Origin of the sequence: Enterobacter sp. CM29 (genome assembly GCF_013179605.1) — a bacterium.
Taxonomy (GTDB): Bacteria; Pseudomonadota; Gammaproteobacteria; order Enterobacterales; family Enterobacteriaceae; genus Enterobacter; species Enterobacter intestinihominis.
Window position 1 is genome coordinate 1 of record NZ_JABMCU010000066.1, and the last position, 21,032, is coordinate 21,032.

At 59.2% G+C, this 21,032-nt stretch carries 19 protein-coding genes and 1 pseudogene; 6 read left to right on the top strand and 14 right to left on the bottom strand.

Going from position 1 to position 21,032, the window contains the following annotated elements; all coding sequences use genetic code 11:
• The 3 genes and pseudogenes from HP459_RS10445 to fdnG form a co-directional block, all read right to left on the bottom strand.
• Positions 1 to 110 (bottom strand): annotated as a pseudogene (locus HP459_RS10445) (formate dehydrogenase cytochrome b556 subunit); the annotation flags it as partial.
• A complete protein-coding gene (fdxH, locus tag HP459_RS10450; RefSeq protein WP_003861960.1) occupies positions 107 to 1,009 on the bottom strand; it encodes a formate dehydrogenase subunit beta in 903 nt (300 codons plus the stop codon). The pseudogene HP459_RS10445 and the gene fdxH, both read right to left, overlap by 4 nt.
• A 12-nt stretch (positions 1,010 to 1,021) precedes the next feature.
• A complete protein-coding gene (gene fdnG, locus HP459_RS10455; protein WP_087878250.1) occupies positions 1,022 to 4,072 on the bottom strand; it encodes a formate dehydrogenase-N subunit alpha in 3,051 nt (1,016 codons plus the stop codon).
• Positions 4,073 to 4,443: 371 nt separating this feature from the next.
• Between fdnG and fdhD the strand changes: the two genes are divergently transcribed.
• Both fdhD and HP459_RS10465 read left to right on the top strand, forming a co-directional pair.
• The gene (gene fdhD, locus HP459_RS10460; RefSeq protein ID WP_045308722.1) at positions 4,444 to 5,280 is read left to right on the top strand and encodes a formate dehydrogenase accessory sulfurtransferase FdhD; all 837 of its coding nucleotides are present in this window, start codon (positions 4,444 to 4,446) and stop codon (positions 5,278 to 5,280) included.
• A 114-nt stretch (positions 5,281 to 5,394) separates the two neighbouring features.
• Positions 5,395 to 5,607, top strand: coding sequence for a DUF1471 domain-containing protein (locus HP459_RS10465; RefSeq protein WP_003861966.1), 213 nt, complete (start codon positions 5,395 to 5,397; stop codon positions 5,605 to 5,607).
• A 40-nt stretch (positions 5,608 to 5,647) separates the two neighbouring features.
• Here the strand turns inward: HP459_RS10465 and HP459_RS10470 are convergent, their stop codons facing one another.
• Together HP459_RS10470 and HP459_RS10475 are read right to left on the bottom strand one after the other, a co-directional pair.
• Positions 5,648 to 5,971, bottom strand: coding sequence for an AzlD domain-containing protein (locus HP459_RS10470; RefSeq protein ID WP_022649832.1), 324 nt, complete (start codon positions 5,969 to 5,971; stop codon positions 5,648 to 5,650).
• Positions 5,971 to 6,630, bottom strand: a complete 660-nt coding sequence (locus HP459_RS10475) for an AzlC family ABC transporter permease (RefSeq protein ID WP_003861971.1) — start codon at positions 6,628 to 6,630, stop codon at positions 5,971 to 5,973. Before HP459_RS10475 ends, HP459_RS10470 begins: the two co-directional genes overlap by 1 nt.
• A 103-nt stretch (positions 6,631 to 6,733) precedes the next feature.
• Here HP459_RS10475 and HP459_RS10480 point away from each other — a divergent pair, with 103 nt between their 5' ends.
• From HP459_RS10480 to HP459_RS10495, 4 genes are all read left to right on the top strand, one after another.
• Positions 6,734 to 7,282: a helix-turn-helix domain-containing protein gene (locus HP459_RS10480; RefSeq protein ID WP_023305101.1), complete on the top strand. Its 549-nt coding sequence runs from the start codon at positions 6,734 to 6,736 to the stop codon at positions 7,280 to 7,282.
• A 17-nt stretch (positions 7,283 to 7,299) separates the two neighbouring features.
• Positions 7,300 to 8,295: a LacI family DNA-binding transcriptional regulator gene (locus HP459_RS10485; RefSeq protein WP_045308721.1), complete on the top strand. Its 996-nt coding sequence runs from the start codon at positions 7,300 to 7,302 to the stop codon at positions 8,293 to 8,295.
• Positions 8,296 to 8,400: 105 nt separating this feature from the next.
• Complete coding sequence (locus tag HP459_RS10490) at positions 8,401 to 10,524, top strand: alpha-galactosidase (protein WP_045308720.1); 2,124 nt, start codon at positions 8,401 to 8,403, stop codon at positions 10,522 to 10,524.
• A gap of 44 nt (positions 10,525 to 10,568) precedes the next feature.
• The gene (locus HP459_RS10495) at positions 10,569 to 11,846 is read left to right on the top strand and encodes an MFS transporter (protein ID WP_045308719.1); all 1,278 of its coding nucleotides are present in this window, start codon (positions 10,569 to 10,571) and stop codon (positions 11,844 to 11,846) included.
• On the opposite strand, the gene rhaM is transcribed toward HP459_RS10495, so the two are convergent.
• From rhaM to HP459_RS10540, 9 genes are all read right to left on the bottom strand, one after another.
• Entirely contained in the window at positions 11,834 to 12,148 is a 315-nt protein-coding gene (gene rhaM / locus HP459_RS10500; protein WP_022649824.1) for an L-rhamnose mutarotase, read from the bottom strand. The genes HP459_RS10495 and rhaM overlap by 13 nt on opposite strands.
• Positions 12,145 to 13,293, bottom strand: coding sequence for a lactaldehyde reductase (gene fucO, locus HP459_RS10505; RefSeq protein WP_045308718.1), 1,149 nt, complete (start codon positions 13,291 to 13,293; stop codon positions 12,145 to 12,147). Before fucO ends, rhaM begins: the two co-directional genes overlap by 4 nt.
• 135 nt (positions 13,294 to 13,428) lie before the next feature.
• The gene (locus HP459_RS10510) at positions 13,429 to 14,430 is read right to left on the bottom strand and encodes an ABC transporter permease (protein WP_171936180.1); all 1,002 of its coding nucleotides are present in this window, start codon (positions 14,428 to 14,430) and stop codon (positions 13,429 to 13,431) included.
• Entirely contained in the window at positions 14,427 to 15,431 is a 1,005-nt protein-coding gene (locus tag HP459_RS10515; protein ID WP_023305096.1) for an ABC transporter permease, read from the bottom strand. The genes HP459_RS10510 and HP459_RS10515 overlap by 4 nt, the downstream gene beginning before the upstream one ends.
• The gene (locus tag HP459_RS10520; protein WP_022649820.1) at positions 15,431 to 16,933 is read right to left on the bottom strand and encodes a sugar ABC transporter ATP-binding protein; all 1,503 of its coding nucleotides are present in this window, start codon (positions 16,931 to 16,933) and stop codon (positions 15,431 to 15,433) included. The genes HP459_RS10515 and HP459_RS10520 overlap by 1 nt, the downstream gene beginning before the upstream one ends.
• Positions 16,934 to 17,032: 99 nt before the next feature.
• Complete coding sequence (gene rhaS, locus HP459_RS10525; protein WP_023298909.1) at positions 17,033 to 18,019, bottom strand: rhamnose ABC transporter substrate-binding protein; 987 nt, start codon at positions 18,017 to 18,019, stop codon at positions 17,033 to 17,035.
• An 82-nt stretch (positions 18,020 to 18,101) separates the two neighbouring features.
• The gene (gene rhaD, locus HP459_RS10530) at positions 18,102 to 18,932 is read right to left on the bottom strand and encodes a rhamnulose-1-phosphate aldolase (protein WP_022649818.1); all 831 of its coding nucleotides are present in this window, start codon (positions 18,930 to 18,932) and stop codon (positions 18,102 to 18,104) included.
• Positions 18,933 to 19,053: 121 nt separating this feature from the next.
• On the bottom strand, positions 19,054 to 20,313 hold the full coding sequence (gene rhaA / locus HP459_RS10535) for an L-rhamnose isomerase (RefSeq protein ID WP_171936181.1): 1,260 nt from the start codon (positions 20,311 to 20,313) through the stop codon (positions 19,054 to 19,056).
• A partial coding sequence (locus tag HP459_RS10540; RefSeq protein WP_253939631.1) for an FGGY-family carbohydrate kinase occupies positions 20,310 to 21,032 on the bottom strand: 723 nt, incomplete at its 5' end. The genes HP459_RS10540 and rhaA, both read right to left, overlap by 4 nt.

Here is a 21,032-nt window from a genome sequence, read left to right on the forward strand (position 1 = left end):
AAGAAGAACCCCAGCCCGCTTATCGCCGCCAGCATGAAGCAGAAGGCGGTGACCCAGTGGTTGATGCGTTCCGGCGCGGTGTAGCGCACGATGGTGTCACGTTTTCTCATTTGCGCACCTCGTCTTTCTCTTCATGCAGGTTATCGTCTTCCTCTTCCGCGCGGTTCGGACCAACGCCGACGTAGTGGAAGATGCTCGCTGCAAAGGTGGCCGCAAAACCGACCGCGGCCAGCGGTTTCCAGATACCTTTCCAGAACTTCACGGTGGCGCTGATTTCCGGGTTCTCCGGCAGGCCATGGTACAGATTCGGCTTGTCGGCGTGGTGCAGCACGTACATCACGTGCGTACCACCAACCCCGGCCGGATCGTACAGGCCCGCGTTATCGTAACCACGGGTTTTCAGCTCGCCCACGCGCTCTGCCGCCAGCGTTTTCATATCCTCTTTAGAGCCAAAGTGGATAGCGCCGGTTGGGCAGGTCTTCACGCAGGCTGGCTCCTGACCGACATTTACGCGGTCAACGCACAGCGTACATTTGTAGACGCGGTTGTCTTCCGGGTTCATGCGCGGCACGTCGAACGGACAGCCTGCGATGCAGTAGCCGCAGCCAATACACTGCTCAGACTGGAAGTCGACGATGCCGTTGGCATACTGAATGATAGCCCCTTCTGACGGACACGCCTTCAGGCAGCCCGGATCCGCACAGTGCATACAGCCGTCTTTGCGGATAAGCCATTCCAGTTTGTCGTTCTGTTCCACTTCCGAGAAACGCATTACCGTCCAGGACTTGGCGGTCAGGTCCGCCGGGTTGTCGTACACCCCGACGTTGTGACCCACTTCGTCACGGATGTCGTTCCACTCTGAACAAGCCACCTGACAGGCTTTACAGCCGATACAGGTGGTCACGTCGATAAGTTTCGCCACTTCCTGCTGGTGGTCCCGCGCCTGAGGCGCGGGCGTGAAACCGTTAGTCGCGGAACGACGGATAATGTCTTGAGATTGATAAGCCATAAGTCGTCTCCGTTACACCTTTTCCACGTTCACGAGGAAGGCCTTAAACTCCGGCGTCTGCGTGTTCGCATCACCGACGAACGGCGTCAGGGTATTCGCAATGAACCCTTTCTTCGCCACGCCCTCATAACCCCAGTGAATTGGGATGCCGATGGTATCCACCTGCTGACCATGAACGTTCAGCGTGCGAATACGCTTGGTCACCACCGCCTTGGCTTTGATGTAGCCGCGGTTAGAGGAGACCTTCACGGTATCGCCATGGGCGATGCCGAGCTTGCCCGCCAGCTTCTCGCCGATCTCCACAAACTGTTCCGGCTGCGCGATGGCGTTAAGCAGCGCGTGCTTGGTCCAGTAGTGGAAGTGCTCGGTCAGACGGTAGGTGGTGCCGACATACGGGAACTTGTCCTTTTTACCCAGTGCTTCAAAATCGCCCTTGAAGATACGGGCTGCCGGGTTAGAGACCACGTTCGGGTGCAGCGGGTTAGTACCCAGCGGCGTCTCAAACGGCTCATAGTGTTCCGGGAACGGACCTTCCGCCATCTTATCGATAGCAAACAGGCGCCCCATCCCTTCAGGCTGCATGATAAACGGCCCGACATCGCTGCCTGGTGCGGCAGTGCTGTAGTCCGGAATATCCACGCCGCCCCATTTCGCGCCGTCCCACTTGAGTAGCTGACGCTTCGGATCCCACGGGTTGCCCTGCGGGTCAGCAGAGGCACGGTTATAGAGGATGCGGCGGTTAAGCGGCCATGCCCATGCCCAGCCCAGCGTATTACCGAGGCCCGACGGGTCGGCGTTATCGCGGTTGGCCATCTGGTTGCCTTTCGGCGTCCAGCTACCGGCAAAGATCCAGCAGCCGCTTGACGTCGTACCGTCGTCACGCAGGTGTGCGAAGGTGCTGAGCTGATCGCCTTTCTTCGCCAGCACGGTGCCGGTCGCCGGGTCGATAACGTCCGCCAGCGCCTTACCGTTGCTCTCCATGGCCACTTCTTCCGGCGCAGGGTTTTCCGGCGTCGAATAGTTCCAGGTCATGTTCAGCACCGGCTCAGGCGTTGCGCCGCCTTCAGCCGCGTACATTTTACGCAGGCGTAAGAAGATACCGGCCAGGATCTCGCCGTCGTTCAGGGCGATGCCCGGGGCGTCCGCACCTTTCCAGTGCCACTGCAACCAGCGGCCAGAGTTGACGATAGAGCCGTTCTCTTCCGCGAAGCAGGTGGACGGCAGACGGAACACTTCGGTCTGAATCTTCGACGGGTCGACATCGTTCGACTCACCGTGGTTCTGCCAGAACGTCGAGGTTTCGGTATTGAGCGGGTCAATCGTCACCAGGTACTTCAGTTTCGACAGAGACTCGACAACCTTGTTCTTGTTCGGGAACGACGCCACCGGGTTAAAGCCCTGGCAGATATAGCCGTTGACCTGGCCCTGGTGCATCATTTCGAAGTACTGGAGGACGTCGTACCCTTTGTCCCACTTCGGCAGCCAGTCAAAGCCCCAGCTGTTTTCCGCCGTCGCCTTGTCGCCGTAGAAAGCTTTCATCAGCGAGACGAAGAACTTCGGATAGTTGCCCCAGTAGTTTACCTGGCCTTCGAGCAGCGGTTTTGGCGTGCTGGCCGTCAGATAGGTTTGCAGGTCGGTCTGTTTCTCGCTCGGCAGGTTCATGTAACCCGTCAGGCTCTGAGACAGCAGGCCAAGGTCGGTCAGACCCTGAATGTTGGAGTGACCGCGCAGGGCGTTAACGCCGCCGCCTGCCATCCCCATGTTGCCGAGCAGCAACTGAACCATCGCCATGGTGCGGATGTTCTGCGCGCCGATGGAGTGCTGCGTCCAGCCGAGTGCATACAGGAACGACGCGGTCTTATCTTTGGCGCTGGTTTCGGCGATAAGCTCGCACACCTTCAGGAAGTCCGCCTTCGGCGTCCCACAGATGTTTTCGACAACCTCTGGCGTATAGCGGGACACGTGCTCTTTCAGCAGGTTCCACACGCAGCGCGGGTGTTGCAGGGTGGTGTCGCGCTTCGCAAAGCCGTTTTCGTCCAGCTCGTAGTTCCAGCTGGTTTTGTCGTACCTGCGTTTTTCGGCGTCATAACCGCTGAACAGGCCATCTTCGAAGTGGTAATCCTCACGCACGATCAGGCTGGCGTTGGTATAGGCTTCGGTGTACTCGCGGTTATATTTTTCGTTGGTCATCAGGTACAGCAATACGCCTGACAGGAAAGTGATGTCAGTACCTGAACGAATAGGGGTATAGAAATCCGCCACTGACGCTGTACGCGTAAAGCGGGGATCGATCACAATCAGCTTCGCGCCGTTGTGGATTTTGGCTTCCATCGCCCAGCGGAACCCGACAGGGTGCGCTTCAGCGGCGTTACCGCCCATCACCACAATAAGGTTGGCGTTCTTGATGTCGACCCAGTGGTTGGTCATCGCACCGCGACCAAATGTTGGAGCAAGACTTGCTACCGTTGGTCCGTGTCAGACACGCGCCTGGTTGTCGACCGCGAGCATACCGAGTGCGCGCGTAAATTTCTGGGTTAAATAGCCGGTTTCGTTACTGGACGCTGAAGCACACAGCATGCCGGTGGAGAGCCAGCGGTTAACGGTGGTGCCTTCGGCATTCTTCGCAATAAAGTTGGCATCGCGGTCTTCTTTCATCAGCTTAGCGATGCGATCGAACGCCTCTTCCCAGCTGATTTGTTGCCATTTGTCAGAGCCGGGAGCACGGTACTCAGGAAACTTCAGGCGGCTTTCAGAGTGGATAAAATCTACCAGACCGGCCCCTTTCGGACACAGCGCACCACGGTTGACCGGATGATCCGGATCGCCTTCGATGTGGAAAATAGATGCTTTGGCGTTTTTCGCACCGTCGCCGAGGCTATACATTAACAGCCCACAGCCGACGGAGCAGTACGTACAGGTGTTACGGGTTTCGCGGGTGCGCAGCAGTTTATACTGCCGAGTTTCCGCCAGCGCTACACCGGGAGCAAAGCCCAGTGCCGCCGCCGTGGTGCCTGCCATACCGCCAGCGCAGATCTTAAAGAACTGCCTTCTGCTGACCTGCATGGGTCACTCCTTGGTTCATTACGACATTGCTATGTAGTTTTACTTTGCGGTTGAGAATTAACCGCAAAGGAGAAAAATTTGCGTTAATCCCTCATTTCTCCGAGGGATAAGCCCAGAATACCACAATGTCGGTACGCCTGTTCCAACGGCGTTAAAACAAAGTGAACGTATTATCACGGCATTGATTATAAAGTGTGATATCAATCACATTTCTCTCTGCGGATGTTAAGGGTGAGTAGCAGATGACCGGTTGCACCCCTCCGAATTGAGTAGGAGAATGGATGCTGAAAAGTTGATCCATACTATGCGTAAGGTCCGCTGTTTGTGGTGCAATAGCAGGCTCACTTCCGTGGTTGTTCAGGAATACCGTCGTGTTTAAACAAAACCGTGCTACCCACGCGTCGCCACTGCCTGCGGGCATTGTGGAACTGTCGGTACACAGACCGCCTCACATTTCACATGCCACGCCGGATTTTCTGGCGGAAGAGGTCCCCGTTGCCCTGGTTTACAACGGGATTTCGCATGTGGTGATGATGGCCTCGCCGAAAGATCTTGAGCTGTTCGCCATCGGTTTCTCCCTCTCGGAAGGCATCATTGCGCATCCGCAGGAGATCTACGGCATGGACGTCGTACCGGCCTGTAACGGTCTCGAAGTGCAAATCGAACTCTCCAGCCGCCGCTTTATGGGGCTGAAAGAGCGCCGCCGGGCGCTGGCCGGACGTACCGGCTGCGGCGTGTGCGGTGTTGAACAGCTTAACGATATCGGCAAACCCATTATCCCCCTGCCGTTCACCCAGACGTTCAATCTGGCGCATCTTGATCGGGCGCTTGTGCACCTGAATGACGTTCAGCCCATCGGCCAGCTCAGCGGTTGTACGCATGCGGCGGCGTGGGTATTGCCGTCGGGGAGCATTGCAGGCGGGCATGAAGATGTTGGCCGCCACGTCGCGCTGGATAAGCTGCTGGGCCGTCGCGCTCGGGAAAACAACGTCTGGCAGCAAGGGGCCGCGCTCGTTTCCAGCCGCGCCAGCTACGAGATGGTGCAAAAATCCGCCATGTGCGGCGTGGAAATTTTGTTTGCGGTGTCAGCGGCAACCACGCTGGCGGTTGAAGTGGCGGAGCGCTGCAACCTGACGCTGGTGGGGTTCTGCAAGCCAGGCAGGGCGACAATTTACACCCATCCGCAGCGATTAATTGTTAATCAGTAATTTTGAATGAGTATAGCAAATCCTTCCGCTTTTAGTTGTTCATGATGAGGTCTAGTATTTATCTCATCAAGGCACGGTGCCTTATCTAAATAACTTAACGAAAGGGTTTATCTCATGAAAAGCATCAAAACTTTTGTCGCAGTAATCGCTCTTGCTACATCTTTCGGTTCTTTCGCTGCGCAGACTGTGACCGCATCCGCCTCTACGCTGGACGGTGCTGAAGCTAAAATCGCCGCACAGGCTCAGGAAGCGGGCGCGTCATCCTACAAAATTACTCAGGCATTCACCGGTAACCGCGTACACATGACCGCTGAACTGAACAAATAATTTCGCAGTACCGTCGAAAGAGCGCCCCTGGGGCGCTTTTTTAGTTTATGCCCGCCAGACGCAGTAGCGCCGTCACCACCGCCGCCGCGACGATCACCACAATTAACGGCATTTTGCGCCAGGCCAAAAACACCGCGAACCCCACCCCCAGCACGCGCGCCATCCCGGCAAAATGGTCCCCTTCATAAAACGTTGTCGCCAGCGCGACGGAGAACAACAAAACGGTAGCCGCATCTGAAAGCAGCGCCTGCGACCGTTCAGAAAGCGCCAGCCGGCTGCCGAGTTTTGCCCCGCCGAGACGCATCAGATAGGTTCCGGCAGAAAGAATGGCGATGCCGAGAATAAAGACCGTCATGTTTTCCATTATTTTTTCCTCGCGGCAAGGCCGAGCAAAGAGAGCAGCACCGGCAGGCCAACCGGCGCAAACGGTACGGCGGCCAGCGACAACACCGCGCCGCTACAGGCGCGGATCAGCGTGGTACGGTTTTTAAATGCCGGCACCACTAACGCCAGCAGGATCGCCGGGAACACCGCGTCCAGCCCGATGGTTTCCGGGTCTGGCAGTAGCTTGCCGACCATCGCCCCCAGCACCGCGCCCAGCGGCCAGATGATTGCCACGCCTAACCCGCACAGCCAGTAGGCCGCTTTACGCTGCTCGGCGGTTTTTTGCGACAGGCCAAACACCACGCTTTCATCGTTCATGATATGACAGCCCAGAAAGCTCAGGCCGCGCTTGCCCACCAGGTCACGCACCGTCACGCCGAACGGCACATGGCGCGCGTTTACCAGTAAACCGGCTGCGGCCGCCGCCAGCGGATTGCCGCCGCTCGCTACGATGCCGATAAACATAAACTCGGATGCGCCTGCCAGCACCGTGAGGGAGAGGACAAATGGCACCCACAGCGGGAAGCCGTAGGCCATCGCCAGCGAGCCGTAGGACATGCCGACCACGCCCACCGCGAGGCAGACCAGGACGATCGCTTTTATCGTGTCGCCTTTCAGGCAAGAGAGGTGATTCTTCATACCATTTTAGCCATATCGAACGTATTTCCATTATAATGAACGCATCAAAAACGTTTTACAAGGCGAACGATTCGTTCGTTATAGAGAGAATGAGGCCGTTATTATGACGCAGCCAATCAGCGTAATCGCCAGAAGCCTGGTGCGAGAACGCCTGCGAACCGGACTTTCGCTGGCGGAGATCGCCCGCCGTGCCGGGATCGCCAAATCCACGCTTTCACAACTGGAGTCTGGCAACGGCAACCCTAGCCTGGAAACGCTCTGGTCGCTTTGCGTGGCGCTGGATATTCCGTTTGCCCGGTTACTGGAGCCGCAGCAGCCCGTCACGCAGGTGATCCGCCGCGGCGAGGGCACAAAAGTTGTCGCCGGGCAGGCGAACTACGAGGCGATTTTGCTCGCGGCGTGTCCGCCGGGGGCGCGTCGTGATATCTACCTGCTGCTGACTCAGCCGGGGGCAGACCGTATTTCCCAGCCGCATCCGCCTGGGTCGGTTGAGCATATTATCGTGACCCAGGGGCGGGCGATGGTCGGCCTGATCGACGCGGCAGAAGAGCTCGGCCCGGGAGATTACATTTGCTACCCTGCTGACCAGCCGCATATCTTTAAGGCGCTGGAGCCAGATACGCACGCGCTGCTGGTGGCGGAACAAAACTAACGAAGATACGGAAAATCATGTCGCTTAAAGCCATTGCCAAAGAACTGGGGCTGTCTGTTACCACCGTCAGCCGCGCCCTCAACGGATATGACGACGTTTCTGCTGAGACGCGCGCCCGCGTGGAAGCGGAGGCCCAGCGCCGTGGCTACCGACCAAATACCTTTGCCCGTCGCCTGAAGATGGGCAAAATCGACGCCGTCGGGTTGGTGTTTCCGGTGCATCCTGTTCCGCTCAATAACAGCGTTTTTATGGACATGGTCGGCGAAATTAGCCACGAACTGGCGCGACATGAGATTGACCTGCTGCTCATCGCTGACGACGATCTGGCGGACAAACACAGCTATATGCGCATGGTGCAGAGCCGACGCGTGGATGCGCTGATAGTGGCGCATACGCTGGATCACGATCCGCGTCTTGAGCAGCTTCAGGCCGCCGGGTTCCCGTTCCTGGCGCTCGGCCGCAGCCAGCTGCCGCAGCCGTACGCGTGGTTCGATTTCGACAACTATGCCGGTACGTATCAGGCCACCCGCTGGCTGATCGAGAAAGGCCATCAGCGCATTGCGCTGCTGGGCGAAAGCAACAACCAGGCATTCATCACCCAGCGTCGCCAGGGCTTCCTGGACGCGCTGCGGGAAGCCGGTCTTTCCAGCGAATGGCTGCGCGCCATGCCCCCTTCGCGCCGCGTGGGGTATGCCACCACGCAAGAACTTCTCTCCCTGCCGCAGCCGCCCACGGCCATCATTACCGACTGCAACACTCACGGCGACGGCGCAGCGATGGCTCTGGCGCAGATGGGGCGCTTAACCGGTGAAAATGCCGTCTCGCTGGTGGTCTATGACGGTTTACCGCAGGACAGCATTGTCGATATCGACGTCGCGGCGGTGATCCAGTCTACCCGTCAGGGCGTCGGGAAACAGATTGCCGATATGGTGCGCCAGCTGATTAACGGCGACGACATTGATACGCTTCAGGTGCTCTGGCAGCCGGAATTTTCCCCAGGCCAGACGGCCTGATTACACCAAAAATTCAAAACTCGATCACAGATCCGAAACGTTGTGGTTTATATCCGAAACGTTTCGGATCAACACTCAGGACATCCCGATGACAGGAGATGTCCGATGCAAGATGCCATTTTTCGACTTGAAAGCAATACGGTTGACGTGGTGCTAAAAGCCCACCCGTTCGCCGAAATTCTCTACTGGGGGCCGCACCTTCAGCACTTCTCGCCGCAGGATGTGCTGAGTATTGCGCGCCCGGTTGCTAACGGCAGGCTGGACGTCGACTCCCCCGTCACGCTGATGGCAGAGCTGGGGCACGGCCTGTTTGGTTCGCCCGGCATCGATGGGCATCGTCAGGGGCTGGACGGATCGCCTGTCTTCACCACCACAGGCGTACAACAGCAGGGGCAAACCCTGACGGTAACGGCGGAAGATAAACAGGCGGGCCTGCGCCTGACCAGTGAATTAACGCTGGATGCCAGCGGCGTACTGGTGGTGCGCCATGGGTTAACCAACCTGAAAACGCTGGCGTGGCAGGTGGATCGCTTTGCCGTGACGCTCCCGATTGCCGAGCGCGCGCAGGAGGTGATGGCCTTCCACGGACGCTGGATCAGGGAGTTTCAGCCGCACCGCGTGATGCTTGAACATGACAGCTTTGTGATTGAAAACCGCCGGGGTAAAACCTCCCACGAACATTTCCCGGCGCTGATCGCCGGTACGCCATCGTTCAGCGAAATGCAGGGCGACGTCTGGGGCGTGCATCTGGGCTGGAGCGGCAACCACCGCCTGCGCGCGGAAGCGAAAACCGATGGCCGCCGCTATATGCAGGCCGAAGCGCTCTACCTGCCGGGTGAAATGGCGATTGAAGAGGGGGAAACGCTCTGGACGCCGCGCCTGTATGCCAGCCACTCCCCGCACGGGCTGAACGGCATGAGCCAGCAGTTCCACCGTTATCTGCGCGACAACGTTATCCGCTTCCCGGAAGATAAACCGCGCCCGGTGCACCTCAACACCTGGGAGGGGATCTACTTCAACCACGATCCGGACTACATCATGCGCATGGCCGACGAGGCCGCAGAGCTGGGCGTGGAGCGCTTTATTATCGACGACGGCTGGTTCAAAGGCCGCAACGATGACCACGCGGCGCTGGGCGACTGGTATCTGGACGAGAAAAAATACCCGAACGGCCTTAAGCCGGTGATCGATCACGTTAAACAGCTTGGCATGGAGTTTGGTATTTGGGTTGAGCCGGAGATGATTAACCCGGATTCCGATCTGTACCGCGCGCACCCTGACTGGGTGCTGGCGCTGCCGGGCTACGCCCAGGCGACCGGGCGACATCAGCTGGTGCTCAATCTTAATATTCCGCAGGCCTTTGATTATCTGGTCGAGCGCATGAGCTGGCTGCTGGGCGAGCATGCGGTCGACTACGTGAAGTGGGACATGAACCGCGAGCTGGTGCAGCCAGGGCACAAGGGCAAAGCCGCCGCCGATGCCCAGACCCGCCAGTTTTATCGCCTGCTGGACGTGCTGGGCGAGCGTTTCCCGCACATTGAGTTTGAATCCTGCTCGTCGGGTGGCGGGCGAATCGATTATGAAGTGCTGACCCGCTGCCACCGCTTCTGGGCGTCCGACAATAACGACGCGCTGGAGCGCAACACTATCCAGCGCGGCATGAGCTACTTCTTCCCACCGGAGGTGATGGGGGCGCATATCGGTCATCATAAATGTCACGCCACCTTCCGCCAGCACAGCATTCAGTTCCGCGGGCTGACGGCGCTGTTTGGTCACATGGGGCTGGAGCTGGATCCGCTCACCGTCGATGCGCAGGAGCGTGAAGGCTATCGCCATTACGCCGCGCTGTATAAGCGGTGGCGCGAGGTCATTCATCGCGGCACCCAGTGGCGTGTGGATATGCCGGACGCCACCACTTTGGCGCAGGGTATTGTGAGCGAAGACAAGACGCAGGGGCTGTTTTTGGTCAGCCAGCTCGCGATGCCGGATTACACCCTGATGATGCCGCTGCGCATGCCGGGGTTAGACGCCAGCGCGCAGTACCGCATCACGCTGCTCGATCATCCGAACATTCAGATTACGGGCGAGGGCGGGCACACCATGCGCAAGCTGCCAGCATGGATGGAAACGCCGCAAACTGTGAGCGGTGAGTGGCTGATGCAGGCGGGCATAGCGCTGCCGATTCTGGATCCGGAAACCGCCATTCTGATTGGTGTGAAACGCGTGTAAGGGTGACGGGCCGGGCAACCGGCCCTCCGTTGAGGATAAAAATAATGAACACAACAACCTGTACCCACAAAGACAACCCTAACTTCTGGATCTTCGGGCTGTTCTTCTTTCTCTACTTCTTCATCATGGCCACCTGCTTTCCGTTCCTGCCGATCTGGCTGTCGGACATCATTGGCCTGAACAAAACCCATACCGGGATTGTTTTCTCCTGCATCTCGCTGTCGGCCATTGCCTTCCAGCCGGTGCTGGGGGTCATTTCGGACAAGCTGGGGCTGAAAAAACACCTGCTGTGGATCATTTCGGTGCTGCTGTTCCTGTTCGCGCCGTTCTTCCTGTACGTCTTCGCCCCGCTGCTGAAAACCAATATCTGGCTGGGGGCGCTGAGCGGTGGGTTGTATATCGGCTTTGTCTTCTCAGCGGGTTCGGGGGCGATTGAGGCCTACATTGAACGCGTGAGCCGCAACAGCTTTTTTGAGTACGGCAAGGCGCGCATGTTCGGCTGTCTCGGCTGGGGGCTGTGCGCCTCAACGGGCGGCATCCTGTTCGGCATCGATCCGTCGTATGTTTTCTGGATGGGGTCGGCGGCGGCGCTGTTGCTGATGCTGCTGCTGATGGTCGCGAAACCGAAGCCCAACCAGACGGCGCAGGTCATGAACGCCCTGGGCGCGAACCAGCGGCAGATCACTGCTAAAACCGTGTTCAACCTGTTCCGCCAGCGCAGAATGTGGATGTTCATCCTGTACGTGATTGGCGTGGCCTGCGTATATGACGTCTTCGACCAGCAGTTTGCTACCTTCTTCAAAACCTTCTTCGCCACGCCGCAGGAGGGGACCCGCGCCTTTGGTTTCGCCACCACAGCGGGGGAAATCTGTAACGCGATCATCATGTTCTGCTCGCCGTGGATCATTAACCGCATCGGTGCGAAAAACACGCTGCTGATTGCCGGGGTGATCATGGCGACGCGCATTATCGGATCGTCGTTTGCCACAACCGCCGTGGAGGTGATTGCCCTGAAGATGCTGCACGCGCTGGAAGTCCCGTTCCTGCTGGTGGGGGCATTCAAGTACATCACCGGGGTGTTTGATACGCGCCTGTCGGCCACCATCTACCTGATTGGCTTCCAGTTTGCCAAACAGTCGGCGGCGATCTTCCTCTCCGCCTTTGCCGGAAATATGTATGACCGGGTCGGCTTCCAGGAGACGTACCTGATGCTGGGCTGCTTCGTGCTGGCGATTACGGTGGTGTCGGCATTTACGTTGAGTGGCAGGCGGGAGATTGCTGCTACCGCAGGGGCAGCAGCGTTAACACATCAGTCCAGGTAAAACACCTCGTTCAGCTCCGCACTCACCGGGCTGTTGTCCGGGTTAGACGGCATAACGTCAGCCATATGTTTCCACCAGCGCTGGCAGACGTCGGTGTTTGCCACCGCGTTCCAGCGCTCCTCCGATTCAATCTCCACTGTCGCAAACAGCAGGTTGCGGGCTTTGTCGAGGTAAATGGCGTAGTGGTGCGCGCCGTGGGCTTTCAGTACCGCTTCCAGCTCAGGCCAGATCGGGTTGTGGCGGCGCGCATACTCCTCGTGCGCATCCGGGTTTACCTGCATCACAAACGCTTTGCGGATCATAATGCCTCCAGGTACAGCTCGCGGACCTCATCGCGGCTGGCGGTGCGCGGGTTGCACGGCGCGCACGGGTCAGCGAGGGCTTTATCCAGCCAGCCTTCAATATCGGCTTTGGTGACGCCAAGCTGGCTAAATCCGGACGGAATGCCGACGCGGGCGCTTAGATCGCGAATCGCCTGAATGGCGGACATGCTGGCCGCTTCATCGCTCATGCCGCGCGTGTCAACGCCCATCGCCTGTGCCACACGGGCGAATCGGGCGACCGCGTTCGGGCGGTTAAAGTTTTCGATGATCGGCAGCAGGATGGCGTTGCACACGCCGTGCGGCAGGTTGTGCGTCGCGCCCGGCTGGTGCGCCAGAGCATGCACCAGCCCCAGCCCGGCGCTGTTAAACGCCATGCCCGCCAGATACTGCCCAAAGGCCATCTGCTCGCGCGCTTCCAGGTTGTGACCGTCGTCGACCGCTTTCGGCAGCCAGAGGTTGATCAGACGAATGGCTTCCAGCGCGTTGGCATCGGTCAGCGGGTGTGCGCCCACGGAGACGTAAGCTTCAATGGCGTGGGTTAGCGCGTCCATGCCGGTTGCGGCGGTTACGGAGGCCGGAATATCGAGCATCACGCTGGCATCGTCCACGGCGATATCGGGGATGATGTTCGGATCGATGATCACCTCTTTCACCTGCCGCGCGGCGTCGATGATCACCGCGTTGCTGGTCATCTCCGCTGCCGTGCCTGCGGTGGTGTTGATCGCCACCAGCGGCACGCCCGCGTTTTTCACCTTGCCGACGCCGGAATAATCGGTTGACGGACCGGGGTTGGCGGTGAGGATTTTGATTGCCTTGGCGGTATCAATCGGGCTGCCGCCGCCGAAGGCAATCACGTAATCACACTCCGCGTCCTGATATGCCGCATAGCCTTTTTGCACCAGCGCTTCCGTCGGATTCGGGAATACTTCATCGAACAGGTGATACGACATCTGATGGGCGTCGAGCGCGGAAAACAAACTGTCGAGCAGGCCCAGCTTCACCAACTGACCGTCGGTGACAACCAGTGCCTTTCCCCACTGCTTGCTCGCCACCAGGTTGACCATATCGCCGATTGCGCCCGCGCCGTGCAGGCTGATTTTGGGGAGTGCCAACATAAAGCTCATGATAATTCTCCTTAATATGCTTTTGAGGTAATCCGTTCCCCTCACCCTAACCCTCTCCCCGGAGGGGAGAGGGGACTGCTCGGTGCGGCTTTTCACCCTCTCCCCTCAGGGGAGAGGGCAGGGGTGAGGGGCAATTTAATTCCGTCTTCGCTGCATCATCCGGCGGGTAATAATCGGCAGCGAAATCACCACGATCAGCATCGCGCCGATAATCACCGACATCACAATGCCGGGCACGTTGAGCAGGCTCAGGCCGAAGGTCACCAGCCCCATCAGGAAGGCGGCGATAATCACGCCCACCATGCTGCCGGACCCACCGAGAATATTGACGCCGCCGAGCACCGCCATCGTCACCACCGCCAGCTCCCAGCCCATCGCGATGGTCGGGCGGGTGCTGCCCAGACGCGAGGTAAGCAGCACCGATGCCAGGCCGGACATCAGCCCCACCAGCGCGAAGAGGATCAGGTTGTGGCGCTTCACGTTGATGCCGGAGTACCACGCGCCGGTCGGGTTGTTGCCGATGGCGTAGGTGCGGCGGCCAAAGTTGGTGCGGTGCAGCACAAAGGTAAACAGCGCGGCCAGCACGATAAACAGCGCAAACTCAAACGACAGCGCGCCCCAGACGTAGCCCTGGCCGAACCAGGCGAAGCTCTCAGGGTAGCTGTTCAGCGCCTGGTCCCCGAGCAGAATGTAGGTGATCCCGCGGTACAGGCTCATGGTGCCGATGGTGATGACGATGGACGACAGGTTAAAGCGCGTCACCAGAATGCCGTTGAACAGCCCGCACAACAGCCCGACGCCTAATCCGACGCAGACCAGCAGCGGCGTTTCGACGCCCGCCGCCGCGCAAAAGCCCATCACCGTGGAGCTGAGCGCGATGGTGGAGGCTACCGACAGGTCAATTTCCCTGGCGATAATCAGCATCGCCATCGGCAACACGATGATCGCCTTTTCGGTGAAGTTGAACGTCGCGTCGGAGAGGTTCCAGATATTGAGGAAGTAGGGTGAGGCGAGCGCGTTCACCACAAACACCGCCAGCGTCACCGCCAGCAGGAACCCCTCCCAGCACAGCAGACGCTGGAAGATGCCCGGCGCAGAAGTGGGTTTGATTGCTTCAGATGCCATCATTTTGCTCATGATTTCACCGCCAGTTTCTGACGTGCCAGCGCCGCATCGCGCAGTATCAATCGGCCTTTACGTTTATTGCCGCGCTCGTTCAGCAGCACCGCTATCACAATTACCGTGCCGGAAATCGCCATCTGCCAGAACGGGGAGACGCCGATCACCGGCAGGGCGTTGTTAATCACCCCGAGGAACAGTGCGCCAAACAGACAGCCGAGCACGCGCCCGGTGCCGCCCATGGTGCTGATCCCCCCAATCACACAGGCTGCCACCACCTGCAATTCAAAACCGTTAGCGACGTCAACATACGCAACGGCAAAGCGCGATATCCACAGGTAGCCGCAGAACCCGGCCAGCAGACCGGAAAGGCAGAAACTAATGAACTGCATTTTTCCGGCGTTGATCCCGGTGTAGTACGCTGCCGTGGCATTACCGCCTGCGGTGTAGAGCGCTCGTCCGGTGCGGCTGTAGCGCAGGAAGTAGCCCACCAGCAGCAGCGCGGCGATGGCGCACCAGCTCAGCACCGGCAAGCCCAGCACTGACGCACGTGGCAGGCCGAGGAAATCTGTACCCATCTGGTTTGAGTTCACCCAGCCGCCGCCGGAGAGCAAAAAGATCATTCCGCGGTAGATGCTCATGGTGCCGAGCGTTACCACAATCGCCGGAATGCCCAGCTTCCACACCAGCAGGCCGTTTATCGCGCCCATCAGCAGCCCAAGCACGCTGGCAAGGATCAGCAGCGCCCAGACGGGCACGTCCGGATAATGGAAATTAATCAGGGCGACAATCATCCCGGTCAGGGCCAGATTGGCCGCCATCGACAGGTCGATGCCTTTCGTGAGCAGCACCATCATCTGCCCGAGCGCGAGGACGATCAGAATGGCGGTGTCGTTAAACATCTCCACCAGGTTGCCCGGCGCGATAAACGATGGCACGCGGCTGCCAATGGCGACGATCATCAGGATAATCACCGCGCCCAGCAGGGCTTCGCGGTGTTTTAAGAGTGAGCTAAGCATTATGCCGCCTCCTGTTTTGCACCGCTGGCGGCGCTGACGATGGTTTCCGCCGTCGCGTCTCCCGCCCGGTACTCGGCCACCATCAGCCCCTCGTGCATGACGATAATGCGATCCGCCATGCCCATCACTTCCGGCAGTTCGGACGAGACCATAATTACCGCCAGCCCCTGACTGACCAGCTCGGACATAAACTGATGCACGGCTGCTTTTGAGCCGATATCGATGCCTTTTGTCGGCTCATCGAGGATAATCACGTCAGGGTGCGTCGCCAGCCATTTGCCGATCACGACCTTTTGCTGGTTGCCGCCAGAGAGGGTCTCCACCGCCTGCTTCCAGCTGAAGGCTTTCACTTGCAGGCGTTTGGCGTATTCGTCCGCCAGCTTCCATTCACGGTCGTCATGCAGCACACCGTTCGGATTGAGCTTGCTGAGCTGAGGCAGGCTGATGTTCTGGGCAATCGGCAGGGCGATAATCGCCCCCTGTTTCTGTCTTTCTTCCGGCACGCAGACGATACCGGCTTTGATCGCATCCGCAGGCTGGCGAAAGCGCCGGGGCTGTCCGTTGAGGATAATTTCCCCGGACGATGGCCGCGTGACGCCGGAAAGCGCCTGCATCAGCTCGGTACGCCCGGCCCCCACCAGCCCGTAAAAGCCGAGGATTTCCCCTTTACGCAGGGAGAACGAGATATGCGCAAACTCGGTCGGATGGCAGAGGTTTTTCACCTCCAGCACCGTCTCGCCTTTTTCGCAGTCGATTTTAGGGAAAGTTTGCGTAATGGCGCGCCCGACCATCATCGACACCATCCGCTCCTCGGTGATCTCATTTATTGCACCTGCGCCGACGAACGCGCCGTCGCGCAAAATGGTGTAATGGTCCGCCAGCTCAAAAATCTCGTCGAACTTGTGGGAGATAAACAGGATGGCTTTGCCCTCCTGCTTTAAGCGCTCCACAATCTGGTAAAACTCGAGGATTTCATGCTGCGACAGCGCCGCCGTCGGTTCATCGAGGATCACCACCTGCGCCTCAAACGACAGCGCGCGGGCAATCGCCACCATGTGACGCTGGGCGATGCTCAGGGTTTTCAGCGTCGCGCGCGGGTCGATTTGCACTTCCAGCCGCGTGAGGATCGCCTGCGCCCGGCGGTGCATTTCCGGCCAGTCGAGCTTTTTCAGGAAGCCTTTGTGAAGGTACTGACCGACAAAAATATTCTCGGTGACCGAGAGTTCATCAAACAGCACGGTTTCCTGGTGAATGGCGGTGATGCCCATTTTATGCGCCGACTCCGGCGTCGGGAGATGAACGGGGATCGCTTTATAGAGAATTTCGCCCTCGTCGGGCTGGTAAATGCCGGTCATCACTTTGACCAGCGTCGACTTGCCCGCGCCGTTTTCGCCGATAAGCGCCGTCACTTTGCCGGGCCACAGCGCAAGCTGCACGTTCTCAAGGGCACGCACGCCGGGGAACACCTTGGTGATGCCAGAAAGCTGTAGCAATGGGGTCATGATAGTTCTCCTGGACAGAGGAATTTGTAGGGCGGGTAAGCGGCAGCGCCACCCGCCTTTTGCCGGATGGCGCTACGCTTATCCGGCCTACAAATTGCATCAAAAGATTTTCGAGAACTTATCAATATTGCTGGCATCGTAGACGAACGGCTCGGCCATCGCGCCGTTGCCGTCAGCATCCAGCTTCACTTTGCCCAGTCTGCCCATGCTGGCCTCACCTTTCGTGGCCGTGCCTTTCACCAGGTCATCCGCCAGGTAGGTTGCCGCATAGCCGAGGTCAATCGGGTTCCAGATGGCAAAGCTCTTGCTCGCGCCGGACTTCACCGCGCCCGCCATCTCGGACGGCAGGCCTAAACCGGTGACGTACACTTTGCCAATCTTGCCCTGGTCCTTCACCGCCTGCGCAGCGGCCACGATGCCCACGGACGATGGCGAAACAATCACTTTCAGTTCGGGGTAGGTTTTCAGCAAGCCGACCGCTTCGCGGTAGCTTTTGTCAGAGAGATCGTCTCCGTAGGCCACGGTCACCAGATTGACGGACGGGTACTTCGGCAGCACCTTTTTCATCTCCGCAATCCAGGTATTCTGGTTGGTGGAGGTTGGCGTGGCGCTCAGCACCGCCACGTCGCCCTTCTCCACGTTCAGCGCTTTCAGCGCGTCGGCGGCGAGCTTCACGTTGGTTTCGCCAATCAGGGCATTATTGGACGGGTTGAGGTGGATCTGGCGTCCGGCTTTCGCCACCCCGGAGTCCCACGACACAACCTTAATGCCGCGCTGCATCGCTTTTTTCAGCACCGGCACGACGGCGTCCGGATCGTTCGCGGAAATCGCGATCGCATCCACGCCCTGGGCGATCAACCCGTTCAGCACCTCGATCTGCGCTTCCGCCGTGGTGGTAGTCGGGCCGGTATAAATCACTTTTACATCGCCTAACTCTTTGGCCGCCTCCTGCGCGCCGACGTTCGCTGCCTCGAAGAATCCATTTCCTAAGGACTTCGCCACCAGGGCGATTTTCACTTCTGCTAAAGCGGAACCGGACAACGCCAGAGCGGCAACGGTGAGGATCAAGCTTGCTTTTATTTTCATTGCTTTTACTCCACTGACTTGAGTTAGTTGTAGGGATTGCAGGTGGTTTTCGCCCCGTCTCAATGAGCGGGGCGCGATGTTGTTATTGGTACAGATCTAACGCCGACTGCATGGGGGTGACGCCAAAGCGTTTGCCCAGGGCGATCAGCTCTTCCCGGGTGATGGTCTGCTTCATGCCGCCCATGGAATAGACCTTCACCAGCACTTCCGCGGATTTCTCGGCGGTGTCGATCAGGCCGAAGGTTTCATCCAGCGTCGGGCCGCTGCCGAAGACGCCGTGGAACGGCCACAGCACCAGTGAGTGCTTCTGCATGTCCGTTGCGGTTGCCTGACCGATTTCGTCGGTGCCCGGCACCATCCACGGCAGAATGCCGACGCCGTCCGGGAACACCACCAGACACTCGGTACTGCCTTCCCACAGTTTGCGGGTGAAGAAATCAGAATTATTTTCCAGCACGTAGGTCAGGGCGATCAGGTTGGTGGCGTGGCAGTGCATGATCACGCGGTCCTTGCCATTGGTCGCCTTGATGCGCTCGCAGTGGGAGAGGAAGTGCGCCGGCAGTTCAGAGGTAGGCACCGCGTCGTCCGTTAGCCCCCACAGAATGTGGTAGCCCGCGCCGTCGCTGTCCACTTTCACCACGCCAAGGTTGGCCTGCGGGTCGAGCTGGACGTTGCGGAAGAACTTCCCGGAACCGGTGACGATAAACGGCGTGTTGGCGAGCAGCGGCATCGGCTGGCTCAGGGCGATATAGCGCGGCTTCTGGTGGAAATCGGCGGCAAATGGCTCGATATCCGCGTCGTCCAGGCGTAGCGTCAGGTTGCCGCCGTTGCGCTCATCCCAGCCTTTGAGCCAGGCGTCAGAGGTGGCTTTGATCATGCCCTGGACGAACCAGGAGGTGGTGATGGTCTGCATAGTTTTCATTTCCAGTTATCGCGGTGAGGTTGAACCCCTCACCCTAACCCTCTCCCCAAAGGGGAGAGGGGATGGTTTGCTCCCTCTCCCCTTTGGGGAGAGGGCAGGGGTGAGGGGGCAGTTACCCGCGCTGACTCAACACGTCTTCCTCATATGCCCGCACGTTGTCCAGCCACTGGCTGCCCGCAGGCGCATCGTGACGCTGGCAGTACATCTCCCACACCGCCTGCCACGGCAGGGATTTCTGCTCTTCCAGCAGCGCCAGGCGCGCGGTGTAGTCGCCGTTTTCTTCCAGCTGTTTCAGGGCGGCGACAGGCTCCAGCAGCGCGCGCAGCAGGGCTTTCTTCATGTTGCGGGTGCCGATAACCCACGCCGCGATGCGGTTGATGGAGGCGTCGAAGAAGTCGAGGCCAATGTGTACACGGTCAAAGAGGTCGTGGCGGATGATTTCGCTGGCAATGGCCTGGGTTTCGTCATCCAGCAGCACCACGTGGTCGCTGTCCCAGCGAACCGGGCGGCTGACGTGCAGCAGCAGACGCGGCACGTAGAGCATGGCGGCGGAGATTTTGTCGGAGATCACCTCGGTTGGGTGGAAGTGGCCGGCATCCATGCACAGCGCGGTCTGGCGGCTGGTGGCGTAACCCATGTAGAACTCGTTTGAGCCCACGGTGTAGCTCTCTGCGCCAATGCCGAACAGCTTGCTCTCGACGGCGTCGATGTGGTGCGCCGGGTCCAGTTTTTCGCTGATAGCTTCATCCAGCGCGGCCAGCAGACGCTGACGCGGGGCCAGTCGGTCTACGGTGATGTCCTTCATGCCGTCCGGGATCCAGATATTCATTACCGATGGCGTGCCAAGCTGCTCGCCGAAATACGCCGAGACGCGGCGGCTGGCTTTGACATGGTCGATCCAGAACTGGCGGATTTCGTCGTTGGCGTGCGCAAGGGTAAACCCGTCCGCGCTCAGCGGGTGCGAGAAGCAGGACGGGTTAAAATCGAGACCCAACCGGTTGGCCTTCGCCCACTCCACCCAGTTCTTAAAGTGTTCCGGTTTGATTTCGTTACGCGCGACCGGCTCGTCGGATTCGAGATAAATGGCGTGCAGGTTCAGGCGCTTTGGCCCGGGGATCAGGCTCAGCGCCAGCTCCAGATCCGCACGCAGTTCGGTGGCGTTGCGCGCTTTGCCCGGGTAGTTACCCGTGGCCTGAATACCCCCCGTCAGGGAACCGCCCGGGTTCTCGAAACCGGCGACGTCATCGCCCTGCCAGCAGTGCATGGAGACCGGCAGACGGTCGAGCTGGCGCAGCGCCTCTTCGACATCCACGCCGACGGCGGCGAAACGCTGTTTAGCCAGGTCCCAGGCTTGTTCAAGTTGAGTGGTCATGCGCAAAGCTCCTTAGTCAGTCGTTTTTGCTGAAACTGCGCCCGGTAGCGGGCAATTTCATGGCAGGGATGGGGGGTGAAGGTGGTCAGGCTGTTATTCGCCGTCACCACCGAACGGAAATCGTCGACGTTTGAAAGTTCGTCCAGGGTCATCAGCTGAATGCCGATATTGCCGAGCGTGGAGGCTTCAATCGGACCTGCCACCACGGTAATGCCGCAGGCATCCGCGCAGAGCTGGTTCAGCAGCTGGTTCTGGCAGCCACCGCCCACGATATGCAGTTGTGTGAACGGTTTGCCGCGAAGGTCAGCCAGCTCGCTCAGGATGTCGGCATACAGCAGAGCGAGGCTGTCAAAAATGCAGCGTGCCAGCTCGGCGGGGCGGGAAGGTACCGGCTGCCCCGCTTCAAAACAGGCGGCCTGGATTTCGGCGCTCATGTGCACCGGGTTGATAAAGCGATCGTCGTTCGGGTTGATCAGGAAGGTGCAGGCCTTCAGCGTTTCGGTTTCCGCGATAAGCGCGGGCAGGTCGGTGATGGCCTGCTCTTTCAGCACCCGCTGGAGCAGCCACAGCCCCATGATGTTCTTCAGCACCCGGTAGCGGCCTTCGGCACCGCCTTCGTTGGTGATGTTCGCCGCCATCGCGGCATCGCTGGTGTACGGGGTTTTGCTCTCGAAGCCCATCAGCGACCAGGTGCCGGAAGAGAGATAGGCCGCATCTTT

Bases quoted from the DNA above. Each gene is read 5' to 3' on its own strand.
- rhaA (WP_171936181.1), bottom strand. From the start codon at position 20,313: ATGACCACTCAACTTGAACAAGCCTGGGACCTGGCTAAACAGCGTTTC.
- fucO (WP_045308718.1), bottom strand. From the start codon at position 13,293: ATGAGCTTTATGTTGGCACTCCCCAAAATCAGCCTGCACGGCGCGGGC.
- HP459_RS10465 (WP_003861966.1), top strand. From the start codon at position 5,395: ATGAAAAGCATCAAAACTTTTGTCGCAGTAATCGCTCTTGCTACATCT.
- HP459_RS10495 (WP_045308719.1), top strand. From the start codon at position 10,569: ATGAACACAACAACCTGTACCCACAAAGACAACCCTAACTTCTGGATC.
- HP459_RS10470 (WP_022649832.1), bottom strand. From the start codon at position 5,971: ATGGAAAACATGACGGTCTTTATTCTCGGCATCGCCATTCTTTCTGCC.
- HP459_RS10520 (WP_022649820.1), bottom strand. From the start codon at position 16,933: ATGACCCCATTGCTACAGCTTTCTGGCATCACCAAGGTGTTCCCCGGC.
- HP459_RS10475 (WP_003861971.1), bottom strand. From the start codon at position 6,630: ATGAAGAATCACCTCTCTTGCCTGAAAGGCGACACGATAAAAGCGATC.
- rhaD (WP_022649818.1), bottom strand. From the start codon at position 18,932: ATGCAGACCATCACCACCTCCTGGTTCGTCCAGGGCATGATCAAAGCC.
- HP459_RS10480 (WP_023305101.1), top strand. From the start codon at position 6,734: ATGACGCAGCCAATCAGCGTAATCGCCAGAAGCCTGGTGCGAGAACGC.
- rhaS (WP_023298909.1), bottom strand. From the start codon at position 18,019: ATGAAAATAAAAGCAAGCTTGATCCTCACCGTTGCCGCTCTGGCGTTG.
- rhaM (WP_022649824.1), bottom strand. From the start codon at position 12,148: ATGATCCGCAAAGCGTTTGTGATGCAGGTAAACCCGGATGCGCACGAG.
- HP459_RS10515 (WP_023305096.1), bottom strand. From the start codon at position 15,431: ATGCTTAGCTCACTCTTAAAACACCGCGAAGCCCTGCTGGGCGCGGTG.
- HP459_RS10510 (WP_171936180.1), bottom strand. From the start codon at position 14,430: ATGAGCAAAATGATGGCATCTGAAGCAATCAAACCCACTTCTGCGCCG.
- HP459_RS10490 (WP_045308720.1), top strand. From the start codon at position 8,401: ATGCAAGATGCCATTTTTCGACTTGAAAGCAATACGGTTGACGTGGTG.
- fdxH (WP_003861960.1), bottom strand. From the start codon at position 1,009: ATGGCTTATCAATCTCAAGACATTATCCGTCGTTCCGCGACTAACGGT.
- HP459_RS10485 (WP_045308721.1), top strand. From the start codon at position 7,300: ATGTCGCTTAAAGCCATTGCCAAAGAACTGGGGCTGTCTGTTACCACC.